Genomic DNA, 16182 nt, shown 5'->3' on the forward strand with positions numbered 1-16182 from the left:
CTAACGGAAGTCATTCATGTCGGTTTTCACGCCCCTGCAACGCGAAGAACTCGAAGCCTTTCTGGCGCCTTACGGGCTGGGGCGCCTGCGTGACTTCGAGGGCATCGCCGCCGGCAGCGAGAACAGCAACTTCTTCGTCAGCCTGGAGCGGGGAGAGTACGTTCTGACGCTGATCGAACGCGGCCCGAGCCAGGACCTGCCGTTCTTCATCGAACTGCTCGATGTGCTGCATCGCGCCGGTCTGCCGGTGCCCTATGCGCTGCGTACGGATCGCGGCGACGCCTTGCGTTCACTGGCCGAGAAGCCGGCGCTGCTGCAGCCCAGGCTGTCGGGAAAGCACATCACCGCGCCCAATCGGCACCACTGCACGGAGGTCGGTCGGATGCTGGCGCGGCTGCATCTGGCCACCCGCGAGCAGATATTGGAACGCCGCAGCGACCGCGGCCTGGACTGGATGCAGCAGGAAGGCCCAAGCCTGGGACTGTCTCTCGGTGAGGATCAGCTGCCGTTGCTACGCGACGGCCTGGCAGAAATCGCCGAGCTGAACCCAAAGATTCTGGCCCTGCCGCGGGCCAACCTGCATGCCGACCTGTTTCGTGACAACGTGCTCTTCGATGGTAACCACCTGACCGGCGTGATCGACTTCTACAACGCCTGCTCGGGGCCGATGCTCTACGATCTTGCGATCGCCGTGAACGACTGGTGCTCGCACCCCAACGGCGAACTCGACGAGGAGCGCAGCCAGGCGCTGCTTGCCGCCTACTCCAGCCTGCGCCGCTTCACCCCGGCAGAGGCCGAACTGTGGCGACCGATGCTGCGCGTGGCCTGCGTGCGGTTCTGGCTGTCGCGCCTGATCGCCGCCCAGCGGTTCGCGGGGCAATCGGTTCTGATCAAGGATCCGGACGAATTCGGTCGGCTGCTGCAAGTTCGCCAGCGATGCCACAGCGCCCTGCCGTTTGCCTTTTGAGGCCCGCTGCAACCTGAAGGCCGCGGCGGAAAAACCATTTGCTCCGTGTGCAATCAAACAGCCATGCTCGCTGTCAAAACTCCTGACACCTACGACCGTACGGGATGTACGCATGAGCAGAGCCACGCCCCGGGAGGGACTTTCAGGAACGTTTTCACCGTTTGAACGTCAAGTACTGCCCGTCCAGCCGCACCGTTGCGCCTGCATTGATAGCGTCAGCCCCAGCAAGCAGCGTACAACGACGGGTTTAGCCGCTGCGCCCGGTAGCATCCCTGCCCAGTCGCGCAATGCCCGTTCGGACGGCCCTTTCGATATGTCGCTGCCCCAGGCCGCGGCGCTCAACATCCTGATGCACCTGCCCGTCCCGGCCAGGCCGCATTGCTTTCAGGGAAAACAAGCATGACCTCACGCTATGTAATCAATGCCTCGGTTAGCCCGAAAGGTAGCCTGGAGACACTGTCCCAACGAGAAGTCCAGCAACTGAGCGAAGCCGGTTGTGGCAGCACTTACACGCTGTTCCGCCAGTGCGCCCTGGCGATCCTCAATACCGGCACGCGCATCGATAACGCCAAGACCATCCTCGAGGCCTACGACGACTTCGAAGTTCGCATCCATCAGCAGGATCGCGGCGTACGCCTGGAATTGCTCAACGCACCGGCCGATGCCTTCGTCGACGGCGAGATGATCGCCAGCACCCGCGAAATGCTCTTCAGCGCGCTGCGCGACATCGTCTACACCGAAAGCGAGCTGGGCAGCCCGCGCATCGACCTGAGCAGTTCCCAGGGCATCACCGATTACGTCTTCCACTTGCTGCGCAACGCCCGCACCCTGCGTCCCGGCGTCGAGCCCAACATGGTGGTGTGCTGGGGCGGGCACTCGATCAGCACTGAGGAGTACAAGTACAGCAAGCGTGTCGGCCACGAGCTGGGCCTGCGCAACCTGAACATCTGCACCGGCTGCGGCCCTGGCGTGATGAAGGGCCCGATGAAGGGCGCAACCATCGCCCATGCCAAGCAACGCATCGTCGGCGGCCGGTATCTGGGCCTGACCGAGCCGGGCATCATCGCCGCCGAGGCACCAAACCCGATCGTCAACGAGCTGGTGATCCTGCCGGATATCGAAAAGCGCCTGGAAGCCTTCGTCCGTGTCGGCCACGGCATCATCATTTTCCCCGGCGGGGTCGGTACGGCAGAGGAATTCCTCTACCTGCTGGGCATCCTGCTGCACCCGGACAACCGCGACGTTCCGTTCCCGGTCATTCTTACCGGCCCCGAAAGCGCTGCGCCCTATCTTGAGCAGATTCGCGAATTCGTCGGTGCCACGCTCGGGGAGAAAGCCCAGGGGCTCTACCAGATCATCATCGACAACCCGACTGAGGTGGCCCGGCAGATGTCCGAGGGGCTGAAAGCCGTCAAACAGTTCCGTCGTGAGCGCAACGATGCCTTCCATTTCAACTGGCTGCTGAAGATCGAGGATGGCTTCCAGCACCCCTTCGATCCGACTCACGAGAACATGGCCAGCCTGCAGCTGACGCGCGACGTGCCGCCCCACCTGCTGGCAGCGAACCTGCGCCGCGCCTTCTCCGGGATCGTCGCGGGCAACGTCAAGGACAAGGGCATTCGCCGTATCGAGCAGTTCGGCCGCTACGAGATACACGGCGACCAGTCGATCATGAAGCCGCTGGACGCGCTGTTGCAGGCGTTCGTCGAACAGCATCGGATGAAACTGCCCGGCGGCCGGCCGTACGAGCCCTGCTACCGCGTCGTAACCTGATGAGATGGATTGAGCCGATGGGCGCACCCCGCCTGCCGGCTCGATCCTAGCGGCTTAGCCGCACTTTGAATTGCCGCAATTCAGGCAGGTGGCGCAGCCATCCATCTGCACCACCGCCTGGGTGTTGCACTTGCTGCACAGCTGCGCGCCGGCTGGAAATCCTTCGCCCGGCTCCACCGTGACCGCACCCTGGCTGGCCTCGTAGGCGGCGCGCTTTTCCGCCAGATACTTGAGCTGGGTTTCGTCCAGCGCATGCCCTTCGAGCATGCCGATATGGATCAGGTGGCGCTCCAGTACCCCGCCGATCTCCGCCACGATGGACGGCATATAGACGCCGCCTTTCTTCAGGTAGCCGCCACGCGGATCGAACACCGCTTTCAGCTCCTCGACGAGAAAGGTGCAATCACCGCCCTTGCGGAACACCGCGGACATGATTCGGGTGAGCGCGACGATCCACTGGAAGTGGTCCATGTTTTTCGAATTAATGAAAATCTCGAACGGCCGGCGCTGCTCATGGGGCGTGCCGGCATTGAGCACGACGTCGTTGACGGTGACGTAGAGCGCATGTTCGAACAGCGGTGACTTGATCTTGTAGGTCATGCCGACCAGGGTTTCCGGGCGCTGCAGGCTCTCATCCATCTCCACCACGTTGGTCTTGGCGGTGGGTTGGTCAGCGGTGACGGCAGGCCGCTCGAGGGTCTCGTCGACGACCTTGAAGCCCTTGATGCGCTGAGTGATCTTTACGGTCATTGCGGGTTCTCCATCCGGACGACAGGTGCCGCCCGGCTATCAGTCGGGGCTCAATATTTGCCGTAGTAGCCTTCTTTGAGGGCGTCGAACAGGTTGGCGGCGGAATTGACTTCCCCGTCATATTCGACCTCTTCGTTGCCTTTCAGCTCGACCACGCTGCCGTCTTCGAGAATGAAGCGGTACAGGGTCTTTTCCAAATCGGCCTCCTTGACCAGCACGCCCTGGAACGCCGCTGGATTGAAGCGGAAGGTGGTGCAGCCCTTGAGGCCCTGGCGCCAGGCGTAGCGGTAGATGTCCTTGAAGGCCTCGAACGGATAGTCGGTGGGCACGTTGGCGGTCTTGGAAATCGACGAGTCGACCCACTTTTGCGCTGCGGCCTGGATATCCACGTGCTGCGTCGGGGTGACGTCGTCGGCGGTGATGAAATACTCCGGCAGTTGCTCGCCCGCCTCGGTCGAACCCGGTTTGGCGCGCGAATTGATCAGCGTGCGATAGGCCAGCAATTCGTAGCTGAACACCTCGATCTTTTCCTTGGCCTTGCGCCCGGCGCGGATCAGGTTGCGCGAGTAATGATGCGCGAAGCTTGGCTCGATGCCGTTTGAGGCGTTGTTGGCCAGACTCAGGCTGATGGTGCCAGTGGGCGCGATGGAGCTGTGGTGGGTGAAGCGCGCGCCCTGCTCGGCCAGTGCCTCGATCAGCTCCGGCGCGTATTCGGCGAGCTTCTGCATGTAACGGGAGTATTTGGCGTGCAGCACGCGCCCCGGCACCTGGTCGCCGATCTGGTAACCGTTCTTGGCCATTTCCGGGCGCTTGCGCAGCATTTCAGCGGTCACTTCAAAAGTTTCCGCGAGCAGCGGCGCCGGCCCCTTTTCCTTGGACAGATCCAACGCCACTTCCCAGCCAACCAGCGCCATCTCCCGCGTGACCTCTTCGGTGAACACGCAGGCTTCGGCGCTGCCATAGCGCAACTTGAGCAAGGTCAGTGCCGAGCCGAGCCCGAGGAAACCCATGCCGTGGCGGCGCTTGCTCTCGATTTCGTGACGCTGCTGCGCCAGCGGCAGGCCGTTGATCTCCACCACGTTGTCCAGCATGCGGGTGAACACACGTACCACTTCACGGTATTTGTCCCAGTCGAAGCGCGCGTCGGCGCCGAAAGGGTCGATGACGAAATGGGTGAGGTTGATCGAGCCCAGCAGGCAGGAGCCATAGGGCGGCAGCGGCTGCTCGCCGCAAGGGTTGGTGGCGCGGATCGCTTCGCACCACCAGTTGTTGTTCAGCTGGTTGACCCGGTCGATGAGGATGAAGCCCGGCTCGGCGTAATCGTAGGTGGAGACCATGATCATGTCCCACAGATGTCGCGCCTTGACTCGCCCGTAGATCTTGCAGGCCACCAGTCCGTCGTCGCGCACGATGTAGCCGTCATGGCTCGGCCATTCGCGCCACAGCACCTGCTCGGCGTCGGCCAGATCCAGCTCGGCTTCTTCCTTCAGGTGCAGCGGAAAGATCAACGGCCAATCCGCGTCGGCTTCTACCGCCTGCATGAATTCGTCGGTGATCAGCAAGCTGAGGTTGAATTGCCGCAGCCGGCCGTCTTCGCGTTTGGCGCGGATGAATTCGCGCACGTCCGGATGACCGACATCAAAGGTGCCCATTTGCGCACCCCGGCGCCCGCCGGCAGAGCTGACGGTAAAGCACATCTTGTCGAAGATATCCATGAACGACAGCGGGCCGCTGGTATGCGCGCCAGCGCCGGACACAAAGGAGCCGCGCGGGCGCAGGGTGCTGAATTCGTAACCGATGCCGCAGCCGGCCTTGAGCGTCAGGCCAGCCTCATGGACTTTGCCGAGAATGTCGTCCATCGAGTCGGCAATGGTGCCGGAAACGGTGCAGTTGATCGTCGAGGTGGCCGGTTTGTAGTCCTGCGCGCCAGCGTTGGAGATGATCCGCCCGGCGGGGATGGCGCCATTGCGCAGCGCCCAGAGAAATTGCTGATACCAGAGCTCGCGGGTTTCCGCATGTTCGACATCAGCGAGTGCCCGCGCGACCCGCTGCCAGGTGTCGTCGACGCTGTCGTCGACGGCGCTGCCATCTTTGCGGGTTAGCCGGTATTTCTGCGCCCAGATGTCTTCGGAGGCCACCTGCAGGGCTATGTCAGGGGTGGTTTTCGTCTCTGCCGCGATGGGCCCGTCCGTCTTCGCCATGCGCTGCGCATCCTCGTGTCGATGGAGTGGAAACCAAAGCACGAAGCATAGCCACGGGCGCCAGAAGCACTATGACGCGCATCAAGTCGGCCGACGGACGACCCGCAAAGGCGCCCGCCGGCGCGAGGCCTTTGGGCGCTGCGAGCTGAGGGTCAGAGCGATTCCAGGCATTCCGCCAGCGAGCTGCCGAGATCCTCGATCAACTGTTCGTAGCCGCCCGCCGAGGCGCCGATGCCATAACCCAGCGCGTCCAGCTCGGTGACCTTCACTGGCAATCCACGGATCAGGCTATCCGCCAGACGCGGACGAACCGGAGGCTCGTAGAACACGCAGCTCGGACCGGCCTGCTCCAAGCGCTCACGCATGGCGGCCACATGCCTCGCGCCGGGCTGGGCTTCGCCGCCGGCACTGAAGACGCCAGCGTGTTTAAGCCCATAAGCGGCTTCGAAATAATCGAAGGCCTCGTGAAAGACGAAGAACGGCTTGCTTCGGGTTTCGCTCAGGCGCTGGCTGAGCCGCTTATCGAGCGCATCCAGCCGCTGCTTGAATGCGGACAGGTTGGCTCGGTAGCGCTCGGCGTTGGCCGGATCAGCCTCTGCCATGTCCTGCGCCATGCCTTCGGCGATGGTTACCGCGTTGGCAGGCAACAACCAGAGGTGCGCGTCCAGGCTGCCGGGACGATGGGCGTGGTCGTGTTCGTCGTGGTCAGCGGCCTGAGCGTGAGTGGCTTCATGAGCGTGGTCGTCATGCTCATCATGGGCCTGTTCTGAATGCTCGGCGTGCTCATCGTCGTGCGCATCATGTGCATGCTCGTCGTGGGCATCGTGATCATGGTCGTGCTCGCTGGCTGCCTCGCCGAAATGGCGCAGGGTCAATCCGGGCAGCGACTGTATCGCCACGCTCGGCCGTTTGCGGCCCTCCAGCACCGGCGCGAGAAAGCCTTCCATGTCCGGACCGATCCAGTAGAACAGGTCGGCGCTGCGAAGCTGCCGTACGTCGGACGGTCGCATCGCGTAATGGTGAGGCGAGGCACCCGGCGGCAGCAGAACGGCGGGCTTGCCAACGCCGTCCTGAACGGCAGCAGCGATCAGCTGCAGCGGCTTGATGCTGGTCAGCACCTCGATTTCAGCATGGGCCTGGGCGCTGCTGAAAAGACTGGCGGTCACTAGAAGCGGTATCGAAAAAAGACGAAACACGGGCAACACTCGATTGAACTGAATGGGTAACATAATAACGTCTCTCAGCCACATCGTCTTCGCTCATGCCCAAGTCTCCGCTGGCCTGCACGCCCCACGACCACCACCACTGCGTCAGCCATGCACTGGCCGAAGCCGACCTCCTGTGCGAGCGCTCGGGCGTGCGCCTGACCGCTCTGCGCAAGCGCGTGCTGGAGCTGGTCTGGCAAAGCCACAAGCCGCTCGGCGCCTACGACATCCTCGCCGAGCTGACGGCGCAGGACGGCCGCCGCGCCGCGCCGCCCACGGTATACCGCGCGCTGGATTTTCTGCTCGAGAACGGCCTGGTGCACCGCATCGCTTCGCTCAACGCGTTCATTGGCTGCAATCACCCCGAGCACCCGCACCAAGGCCAGTTTCTGATCTGCCGCAACTGCCACACCGCCATTGAGCTCGAACAACCTGCCATCAGCGAGGCCATCGACCAGGCCGCGCGCAGCGTCGGCTTCCAGGTCGAAGGCCAGACGGTCGAGGTGGTCGGCCTATGCGCATCCTGCAGGAACGCGGCATGAACGAAACGCTGATCCGCCTGGACGATATTCATGTCCGCTTCGCCAACCAGGCGGTGCTCGAAGGCGCTCAGCTGCAGGTCCATCGTGGCGAAATCGTCACCCTGATCGGCCCCAACGGCGCCGGCAAGACCACCCTGGTGCGTGCCGTGCTCGGTCTGCTCAAGCCGGACAGCGGCACGGTCTGGCGCAAACCCAAGCTGCGCGTCGGCTATATGCCGCAGAAGCTGAACGTCGACCCCACCCTGCCGCTGTCAGTGCTGCGCTTCCTGCGCCTGGTGCCGGGTGTGGACCGCGCCGCGGCACTGGCGGCACTCAAGGAGGTGGGCGCCGAGCATGTCATCGACAGTCCGCTGCAATCGGTTTCCGGCGGCGAGATGCAACGGGTGCTGCTGGCCCGTGCGCTGCTGCGTGAGCCGGAGCTGCTGGTGCTGGACGAGCCGGTGCAAGGTGTCGATGTGGCCGGCCAGGCCGAGCTCTACCGACTGATCGGGCGGCTGCGCGAGCGCTACGGTTGCGGCGTATTGATGGTCTCCCATGACCTGCATCTGGTAATGAGCGCCACCGATCAGGTGGTCTGCCTGAATCGCCACGTCTGCTGCTCCGGTCATCCGGAACAGGTCAGCGCTGACCCGGCGTTCGTCGAACTGTTCGGCCAGGACGCGCGCAGCCTGGCCGTCTATCACCATCAGCACGACCACAGCCACGACCTGCACGGCAGCGTGGTTACCGCCAAACCCCATATTCACGGCCCGAACTGCAAGCACTGATGCCTGACTTTCTTCTCAACGCCCTGCTCGCCGGCCTCGCGCTGGCGCTGGTCGCCGGCCCGCTTGGCTCGTTTGTGGTCTGGCGGCGCATGGCCTATTTCGGTGACACCCTGTCGCATTCCGCGCTGCTTGGCGTTGCGCTGGGCTTGATGCTGGAGGTCAACCTGACCCTGGCGGTCATCGTCTGCTGCGTGCTGCTGGCGGTGCTGCTGGTGACCCTGCAACAGCGCCAGCCACTGGCCTCCGACACGCTGCTGGGCATCCTCGCCCATAGCACGCTGTCGCTCGGACTGGTGTCGCTGAGCTTTATGCAGGATGTTCGCATCGACCTAATGGGCTATCTGTTCGGCGATCTGCTGGCGGTCAGTCCCACCGACCTGGCCTGGATCGTCGGTGGCAGTGCGCTGGTGCTGCTGGCGCTCATCCCGCTGTGGCGGCCCCTGTTGGCGGTGACGGTGCACGAGGAGCTGGCCAAGGTCGAAGGCCTGCCGGTGGCGGCCATCCGCCTGGCCCTGATGCTGTTGATTGCGATGGTGATTGCCGTGGCGATGAAGATTGTCGGTGTGCTGCTGATCACTTCGCTGCTGATCATCCCGGCCGCGGCGGCCCAGCGCCATGCCCGCACGCCGGAACAAATGGCCCTGGGGGCCAGTCTGATCGGGCTGTTCGCCGTCTGCATGGGCTTGTCATTGTCTTGGTACGAGGACACCCCCGCCGGCCCATCCATCGTGGTGTCGGCCGCGGCGCTGTTCCTGCTCAGCTTTGCCTGGCGGCGCAGGTCCTGATCGGATGACGCCTCTGAAATACCTGAGCGGCTACCCCGAGTCGCTGCAGCAGCAGATCCGCCAGCTGATCGCCGAAGGACGCTTGGGCGACTACCTCGAGCGCCGCTACCCGCAACGCCACCAGGTACAAAGCGACAAGGCGCTGTACGGCTATGTGCAGCAGCTGCGCCAGAGCCATCTGAAAAGCGCGCCGAACATCGACAAGGTGCTCTACGACAATCGCCTAGACCTGACCCACCGCGCCCTCGGTCTGCACACCGCGGTGTCGCGGGTGCAAGGCGGCAAGCTCAAGGCCAAAAAGGAAATCCGTGTCGCCGCGCTGTTCAAGGAAGCGGCACCGGAATTCCTCCAGATGATCGTCGTGCACGAGCTGGCGCATTTACGCGAGAGTGATCACAACCGCGCCTTCTACAAGCTCTGCGAGCACATGATGCCGGGTTACGCGCAGACCGAGTTTGACCTGCGCTGCTACCTGCACTGGCGTGAGCTGAGCTGACAGCACGGCCGACACCCATCCTCCAGACGCAAAAAAGGCGGCCCGGGATCAACCGAGCCGCCTTTTTTTCACGCTATTGCGATCAGGCTGGCACTTGCTCCGCAGCCGCCTCGCGCGCCCAGACACGGTGCTGCGAGAGCGCCTGAGCAAAGGCCGAGAACACCGTCGCAACATCGCCGGAGTCACCGGTGACCAGACCGGCATCTTCCGGCAGATTCAGCGCCGTGAGCAGCTGCCGCGCCTCGCCCAGTACGGCAATTGGCTTGAGGTGCTTGTAGGCTTCGAGCAGGTAATGCTTGGCCACGCCGTTCTTGGCCATGGCCTGCACGCTCTGCGCGCCACCGGGCACGAACACCGCGTCGAAGGCAATCGAAGGCATGCCGTCCATCGCCGCGTCAGGCGTGAGCATCTTGCCATCGGCCGTCTTGACCGGCGCCGGTGACGGACCGATCAACTTGGCCATCGCCCCTTCGTCAGCCAGCTTCTGCTTGAACGCCTCGATGGCATCACCGTCGACGCCATTGGCGATGAGGATCGCTACCTTGCGCGACTTGATATTGCCTGACAGGTGATTGAGCAGGCTCAGCGCCGGCGAACTGGCCGGTGTCGGCTGTTTCAGGGACATTGTCGGCGCCGTCGGCGGCGTTACGCCGATGTTCTCGGCCACCCGGCGCGCCAGCTCAAGATCGATATTGGCAAGGATCTCGTTGACCTGACGCTCACGGATGAACACCCGCTCGACCTTACCCAGCTCGAAGCTGTAGGCGCCGATGATGTGCTCCTTCTCTGGCGCGCTCATGCTGTTCCAGAACAGCGTGGCCTGGGAGAAGTGATCACCGAACGATGGGCTGCGCGCCCGTACCTTGTGACCTTCCATGCGCTCTGGATAGCTCTCGAAGCCACCACCGCTGGCAGCTGGCGGGGTTTCTTTCGGCCAGCCGCTGTCGACGGAGTTGGGCTCGTAGTTGGCGCGGCCCTTGTTGATCGTCTGACGGTGGAAGGCATCACGCTGGTTGTTGTGCACCGGCGCAATGGAACGGTTGATCGGAATCTCGTGGAAGTTCGGCCCGCCCAGGCGCAGCAGCTGAGTATCGGTGTAAGAGAACAGCCGGCCCTGCAGCAACGGATCGTTGCTGAAATCGATGCCCGGGACGATATGGCCGATATGGAAGGCGGCCTGCTCGGTCTCGGCAAAGAAGTTGTCGGGGTTGCGGTTGAGGGTCATCTTGCCGAGCTTCTGCACCGGCACCAACTCTTCGGGGATGATCTTGGTCGGGTCGAGCAGGTCGAAGTCGAACTTGTGCTCGTCGGCCTCTTCCACCACCTGCACGCCGAGCTCCCACTCGAAGTAGTCACCCATTTCGATGGACTCCCACATGTCACGGCGGTTGAAGTCCGGGTCCTTGCCGGCCAGCTTCAGCGTCTCATCCCAGACCAGCGAGAAGGCACCGGCGACGGGCTTCCAGTGGAATTTGACGAAGCGGCTGGTGCCTTCGGCATTGACCAGGCGGAAGGTGTGCACGCCGAAGCCTTCCATGGCGCGCAGGCTGCGCGGGATGCCGCGGTCGGACATGGCCCAGATGACCATGTGCGCCGACTCCGGCGTCAGCGAGACGAAATCCCAGAAGCTGTCATGCGCCGACTGCCCCTGTGGGATTTCATTGTGCGGCTCGGGCTTCACCGCGTGGACAAAGTCGGGAAATTTGATGGCGTCCTGAATAAAGAACACCGGCATGTTGTTGCCGACCAGGTCGAAAATGCCTTCGTCGGTGTAGAACTTAGTGGCGAAACCGCGCACATCGCGCACGGTATCAGCGGAGCCACGCGAGCCCTGTACGGTGGAGAAACGCGTGAATACCGGCGTCTCCTTGCCCTTGCTCGCGAGAAAAGACGCCTTGGTCAGGGCGCTGTGGTCGTCGTAGCTGACGAACACGCCATGGGCAGCCGAACCACGGGCGTGCACGATGCGCTCGGGAATGCGCTCGTGGTCGAAGTGCGTGAGCTTCTCGCGCATGATGAAGTCTTCGAGCAGCGAGGGGCCGCGTTCACCGGCACTCAAAGTGTTCTGGTTATCAGCGATTTTCACGCCCTGGTTGGTGGTCAACGCTTCACCGGTGGCGTCGCTGCGTGCGCCCTCGAGCTGATCGAGCTTGGCGTTGTGGTTCTTGCGGTCGACGGTGTCAGTACCGGCAACTTCGCTGTGTTTTGGATCTTTGTTGTCCGTCATCTTGGGCCTCGGTTGAGCGTATGTGCCTAACCGCGAAGGGACCTGGCCGATCTGGGCCGGATGCATCAATTCACGGCATACCGGTTAGTGACCCTATAAAGCCTCTCAAGGTTGCGCCTTACGTCGATTAGCTCCCGCTATCGCACCGATGGCTTACCTCAATCGCAGCTGTTCCCTACGCCCAGGTGCCGCAAACGCGTAGAATGCACGCCTTTCGCCACTACCCAGGCACATACGACCGCACCCACAAGGTTCGCCCGTGATCGAATTTCAGCAAGTCCACAAAACCTATCGGGTGGCCGGCCGGGGCACCGCTCGTGAAGTGCCTGCGCTCAAGCCGACCGAACTGACCATCGGTGCCGGTGAAGTGTTCGGCCTGATCGGCCACTCCGGCGCCGGCAAGAGCACCCTGCTGCGCCTGATCAACCGTCTGGAAGAACCGTCTGGTGGGCGCATCCTGGTCAACGGAGAAGACGTCACCGCACTCGACGCCAATGGCCTACGCCGTTTCCGTCAGCGGGTCGGGATGATCTTCCAGCATTTCAATCTGCTGATGTCCAAAACCGTCGCCGACAACGTTGCCATGCCACTGCGGCTGGCCGGCAACCATTCCCGCAGCGAGATCGACAGCCGCGTAGCCGCCCTGCTCGAACGCGTCGGGCTGAAAGACCAGGCGCGCAAATATCCGGCGCAGTTGTCGGGCGGGCAGAAGCAGCGCGTTGGTATTGCCCGTGCCCTCGCCACCGAGCCGGACATCCTGCTCTGCGACGAAGCCACCAGTGCCCTCGATCCGCAGACCACCGCCTCGGTGCTGCAGTTGCTCGCCGAGATCAATGCCGAGCTGAAGCTGACCATCGTGTTGATCACCCACGAGATGGACGTGATTCGCCGCGTCTGCGACCGCGTTGCGGTAATGGATGGCGGCGCCATCGTCGAACAAGGGCCGGTCACCGAGGTGTTCCTGCATCCCAAACACCCCACCACCCAACGCTTCGTGCTTGAAGACGAAGCGGTCGACGAAGGTGAGCAGCACGACGATTTCGCCCATGTGCCCGGCCGCATACTGCGCCTGACCTTTCAGGGTGATGCCACCTACAAACCGCTGCTCGGCACGGTCGCACGGGAAACCGGTGTGGATTTCAGCATCCTCTCGGGGCGCATCGACCGTATCAAGGACACGCCCTACGGCCAGCTGACCCTGGCCCTGGTGGGCGGCGACATGGCCGCGGCCCTGGCCCAGCTGGATGCCGCTGACGTTCACGTGGAGGTACTGCGCTGATGGACGCCTTGTTCAGCTCTTTATTGGGGAATGTCGACTGGTACGAGATCTGGCTGGCGACCCTGGACACCTTGCTGATGCTCGGCGGATCGCTGCTGTTCACCATCATCCTCGGCCTGCCGCTGGGCGTGCTGCTGTTTCTCACCGGCCCGCGCCAACTGTTCGAGAACGGCCCGCTGTACGGCTTTCTGTCCTTTGTGGTGAACGTGCTGCGCTCGTTGCCGTTCATCATTCTGCTGATCGTGATGATCCCCTTCACGGTGCTGGTTACCGGCACCTCGCTGGGGGTGGCCGGGGCGATCCCGCCGCTGGTGGTGGGCGCGGCGCCGTTCTTTGCGCGACTGGTGGAAACCGCGCTGCGCGAGGTCGATCGGGGCATCATCGAGGCCACCCAGGCCATGGGCGCCACTACCCGGCAGATCATCTTCAATGCCCTGTTGCCGGAGGCTCGTCCGGGCATCATTGCCGCCGTGACCGTCACCGCCATCACCCTGGTGTCCTACACCGCCATGGCCGGCGTGGTAGGTGCGGGCGGGCTCGGCGACCTGGCCATCCGCTTCGGCTATCAACGTTTCCAGACCGACGTCATGGTCGTCACCGTGGTGCTGCTGCTGGTCCTGGTTCAGGTACTGCAGAGCGTCGGTGACAAGTTGGTAACGCATTTTTCAAGAAAATAACTGCCTAACCGGCACCGATACTGGAACCCACAAGGAACCCTCCATGAAAAAACTGCTTGCTGCCTTTGCCGCTGTCGCGGCCTTCTCCGCCCAAGCTGCCGACGAACTGAACGTCGCCGCTACGGCCGTTCCACACGCGGAAATCCTCGAGTTCGTCAAACCTCAGCTGGCCAAACAGGGCGTCGACCTAGAGGTGAAGGTCTTCACCGACTACGTGCAGCCGAACATTCAGGTGTCCGAGAAGCGCCTGGACGCCAACTTCTTCCAGCACCAGCCGTACCTGGATGAGTTCAACAAGGGCAAGGGCACCGAACTGGTCAGTGTGGCTGGCGTACACATCGAGCCCTTCGGCGCTTACTCGAGCAAGCACAAGTCGCTGGACGAGCTGCCCAAAGGCGCGACCGTCGTGATCCCCAACGACGCCACCAACGGCGGCCGTGCCCTGCTGCTGCTGCAGAAGGCCGGCGTGATCACGCTGAAGGACGGCGCCGGGATCACTGCCACGCCAAAGGACATTGCCGAGAACCCGAAGAACATCAAGATTCGTGAGCTGGAAGCCGCGACTCTTCCGCGCGTGCTGACCCAGGTCGACCTGGCGCTGATCAACACCAACTACGCCCTCGAAGCCAAGCTCAACCCCACCGAAGACGCCCTGTTCATCGAAGGCAACGACTCGCCATACGTGAACATCTTGGTTGCCCGCCCGGACAACAAGGACAGCGCCGCCATGCAGAAGCTGATCGAAGCGCTGCACAGCGAAGAGGTGAAGCAGTTCATCAATGAGAAGTACAAGGGCGCCGTCGTACCGGCGTTCTAAGCGCGACGGAAGAGGAGCGGCGTACAGCGCCGCCCCGTTTGCACTTGAGACAGGCCCGCCACGTGCGGGCCTTGTTGTTTCTGATAGCGGCACATTGGGGCGACGCTTAACCGCAGATGAGCTGCGGTGAACGGTTACTCCAGCGCCAGCACTGCCGGCAGCTGCTCGGCCAGCTTTTCGGTACGCAGCGGCGCACGGACGAATCCGCGCAGGCGGCCGTCGGGGCCGATCAGGGCGAGGTTGCCGCCGTGGTCGACCGTGTAGTTGTCCTTCGAGGTGTCGGCCGGAATGAAGGGCACACCGGCAGCGTTGGCCAAAGTCTGAATGTCGTCCAGCGAGCCGGTCAGGCCGATGAACTCGGCTCCGAAATACTCCAGGTACTTTTTCAACTGCGCGGGCGTGTCACGCTCGGGGTCGACACTGACCAGGATCGGCTGCATTCGCTGCCGTGCCGCTTCCGGTAGCTGGCCGCGCAGCTGACGCAGCTCAGCCAGGGTGGCCGGGCAGATATCCGGGCAGAAGGTGTAGCCGAAGAACAGTAGATTCCAGCGTCCTTCAAGGCTCTTCATCGACACGGGCTCGCCGTTCTGATTGGTCAGCGTCAAGTCAGGCACGTCACGGCCCTGGGGCAGCATGACGATACCGGCATCGAGCAGATCGGCGGTGTCGAGCTGCTGTTCGGTGTTGAGCACCTTGTAAACCGTCAGGCCGATGACCAGCGCAACCAGCGCCACGAGAATGAATACAGTTTTCTGGATGCGTGTCATGAAGGTCCTTGTCGGCTGGCTTAAAAGGTCAGCGGCAAATAATGATCAACCAGCAAGGCGATGAACAGCGCGAACAAGTACCAGATGCTGAATTTGAAGGTCTTGATGGCGGCATGTGGGCGGCTGTCGCGATAGAGCACGACCGTCCAGAACAGGAAGCGTGCGCCCAGCAGCACAGCGGCAGCGAGGTACAGCGGGCCACTCATGTGAATGGCAAAGGGCATGACGCTGACCGCCAGCAACATCGCGGTATAGAGCAGGATGTGCACCTTGGTGTAGTGCTCGCCGTGGGTCACAGGCAGCATCGGCACGTTGACCTTGGCGTACTCATCCTTGCGGTGGATGGCCAGGGCCCAGAAGTGCGGCGGGGTCCAGGCGAAGATGATCAGCACCAGCAACAGCGGTTCGGCCGTCACCTGACCAGTCACCGCGACCCAGCCCAGCAGCGGCGGCGCAGCGCCGGCCAACCCGCCAATAACGATGTTTTGCGGCGTGGCGCGCTTAAGAAAGCCGGTATAGATCACCGCATAACCGATCAGCGAGGCCAGCGTCAGCCAGGCCGCTAGCGCATTGGTAAAGGTCAGCAGCAGGGCCATCCCGGCAACACTGAGCACCAGGGCAAACAGCAACGCAGCGGCCGGCGCGACCCGGCCTTGTGCCAACGGCCGCTTATGGGTGCGCGCCATTTCCAGGTCGATGCGCCGGTCCACCACATGGTTGATTGCCGCCGCGCCACCGGCACAGAGCGCGATGCCCAGGTTGCCAAACAACAGAACTGTCCAGGGCACACCCGAGCGTGTAGCGAGAAACATGCCCACCAATGAAGTGATGAGCATCAGGACAACCACCCTGGGCTTTGTCAGCTCGAGGTAGTCGCGCCAGATGGCCTGGGCGCCGCGTTCGCTGATGAGAGTGGCCATGGGATTCTC

The 16182-nt window shown here is 62.9% G+C and carries 15 protein-coding genes; 9 read left to right on the forward strand and 6 right to left on the reverse strand.

What is annotated here, in order from left to right; translation table 11 throughout:
* Positions 1–16: 16 nt before the first annotated feature.
* Both ACSSNI_RS16030 and ppnN read left to right on the forward strand, forming a co-directional pair.
* Complete coding sequence (locus ACSSNI_RS16030) at positions 17–967, forward strand: homoserine kinase (RefSeq protein WP_200640376.1); 951 nt, start codon at positions 17–19, stop codon at positions 965–967.
* Between the two features lie 399 nt (positions 968–1366).
* A complete protein-coding gene (gene ppnN / locus ACSSNI_RS16035; protein WP_148925803.1) occupies positions 1367–2740 on the forward strand; it encodes a nucleotide 5'-monophosphate nucleosidase PpnN in 1374 nt (457 codons plus the stop codon).
* 54 nt (positions 2741–2794) lie between these two features.
* On the opposite strand, the gene ACSSNI_RS16040 is transcribed toward ppnN, so the two are convergent.
* The 3 genes from ACSSNI_RS16040 to ACSSNI_RS16050 form a co-directional block, all read right to left on the reverse strand.
* A complete protein-coding gene (locus ACSSNI_RS16040) occupies positions 2795–3490 on the reverse strand; it encodes a TSCPD domain-containing protein (RefSeq protein ID WP_200640374.1) in 696 nt (231 codons plus the stop codon).
* A 50-nt stretch (positions 3491–3540) separates the two neighbouring features.
* Positions 3541–5691, reverse strand: coding sequence for an adenosylcobalamin-dependent ribonucleoside-diphosphate reductase (locus ACSSNI_RS16045; protein ID WP_200640372.1), 2151 nt, complete (start codon positions 5689–5691; stop codon positions 3541–3543).
* Positions 5692–5843: 152 nt separating this feature from the next.
* Positions 5844–6887, reverse strand: coding sequence for a zinc ABC transporter substrate-binding protein (locus tag ACSSNI_RS16050; protein WP_200640368.1), 1044 nt, complete (start codon positions 6885–6887; stop codon positions 5844–5846).
* 65 nt (positions 6888–6952) lie between these two features.
* Here ACSSNI_RS16050 and zur point away from each other — a divergent pair, with 65 nt between their 5' ends.
* From zur to ACSSNI_RS16070, 4 genes are read left to right on the forward strand one after another with little or no spacing between them, the layout of a single operon-like run.
* Positions 6953–7438 (forward strand): zinc uptake transcriptional repressor Zur, encoded by a 486-nt coding sequence (gene zur / locus ACSSNI_RS16055; protein ID WP_200640363.1) that lies wholly within the window; start codon positions 6953–6955, stop codon positions 7436–7438.
* A complete protein-coding gene (gene znuC / locus ACSSNI_RS16060) occupies positions 7435–8205 on the forward strand; it encodes a zinc ABC transporter ATP-binding protein ZnuC (RefSeq protein WP_200640362.1) in 771 nt (256 codons plus the stop codon). Before zur ends, znuC begins: the two co-directional genes overlap by 4 nt.
* Positions 8205–8990, forward strand: coding sequence for a zinc ABC transporter permease subunit ZnuB (znuB, locus tag ACSSNI_RS16065; RefSeq protein ID WP_200640361.1), 786 nt, complete (start codon positions 8205–8207; stop codon positions 8988–8990). Before znuC ends, znuB begins: the two co-directional genes overlap by 1 nt.
* Before the next feature lie 4 nt (positions 8991–8994).
* Complete coding sequence (locus ACSSNI_RS16070; protein WP_200640360.1) at positions 8995–9486, forward strand: M48 family metallopeptidase; 492 nt, start codon at positions 8995–8997, stop codon at positions 9484–9486.
* 82 nt (positions 9487–9568) lie between these two features.
* On the opposite strand, the gene katE is transcribed toward ACSSNI_RS16070, so the two are convergent.
* A complete protein-coding gene (gene katE / locus ACSSNI_RS16075; RefSeq protein ID WP_200640359.1) occupies positions 9569–11713 on the reverse strand; it encodes a catalase HPII in 2145 nt (714 codons plus the stop codon).
* 259 nt (positions 11714–11972) lie between these two features.
* On the opposite strand from katE, the gene ACSSNI_RS16080 reads away from it, so the two are divergent.
* Genes ACSSNI_RS16080 through ACSSNI_RS16090 form a run of 3 tightly spaced genes read left to right on the forward strand, consistent with a single transcriptional unit; the run spans position 11973 to position 14486 of the window.
* Positions 11973–12992 carry a methionine ABC transporter ATP-binding protein gene (locus ACSSNI_RS16080; protein WP_200640357.1) on the forward strand — a complete coding sequence of 340 codons (1020 nt, stop codon included), beginning with the start codon at positions 11973–11975 and terminating at the stop codon, positions 12990–12992.
* Positions 12992–13669, forward strand: a complete 678-nt coding sequence (locus ACSSNI_RS16085) for a methionine ABC transporter permease (protein WP_045422780.1) — start codon at positions 12992–12994, stop codon at positions 13667–13669. Before ACSSNI_RS16080 ends, ACSSNI_RS16085 begins: the two co-directional genes overlap by 1 nt.
* Positions 13670–13712: 43 nt before the next feature.
* The gene (locus tag ACSSNI_RS16090; protein WP_200640354.1) at positions 13713–14486 is read left to right on the forward strand and encodes a MetQ/NlpA family ABC transporter substrate-binding protein; all 774 of its coding nucleotides are present in this window, start codon (positions 13713–13715) and stop codon (positions 14484–14486) included.
* A gap of 134 nt (positions 14487–14620) precedes the next feature.
* Here ACSSNI_RS16090 and ACSSNI_RS16095 read toward each other — a convergent pair whose 3' ends face one another.
* Both ACSSNI_RS16095 and cyoE read right to left on the reverse strand, forming a co-directional pair.
* Entirely contained in the window at positions 14621–15253 is a 633-nt protein-coding gene (locus tag ACSSNI_RS16095) for an SCO family protein (RefSeq protein WP_159969399.1), read from the reverse strand.
* Positions 15254–15273: 20 nt separating this feature from the next.
* Positions 15274–16173 (reverse strand): heme o synthase, encoded by a 900-nt coding sequence (gene cyoE / locus ACSSNI_RS16100; protein ID WP_102837206.1) that lies wholly within the window; start codon positions 16171–16173, stop codon positions 15274–15276.
* Between the last annotated feature and the right edge of the window lie 9 nt (positions 16174–16182).

It is taken from the genome of Stutzerimonas tianxiuensis, assembly GCF_053470365.1.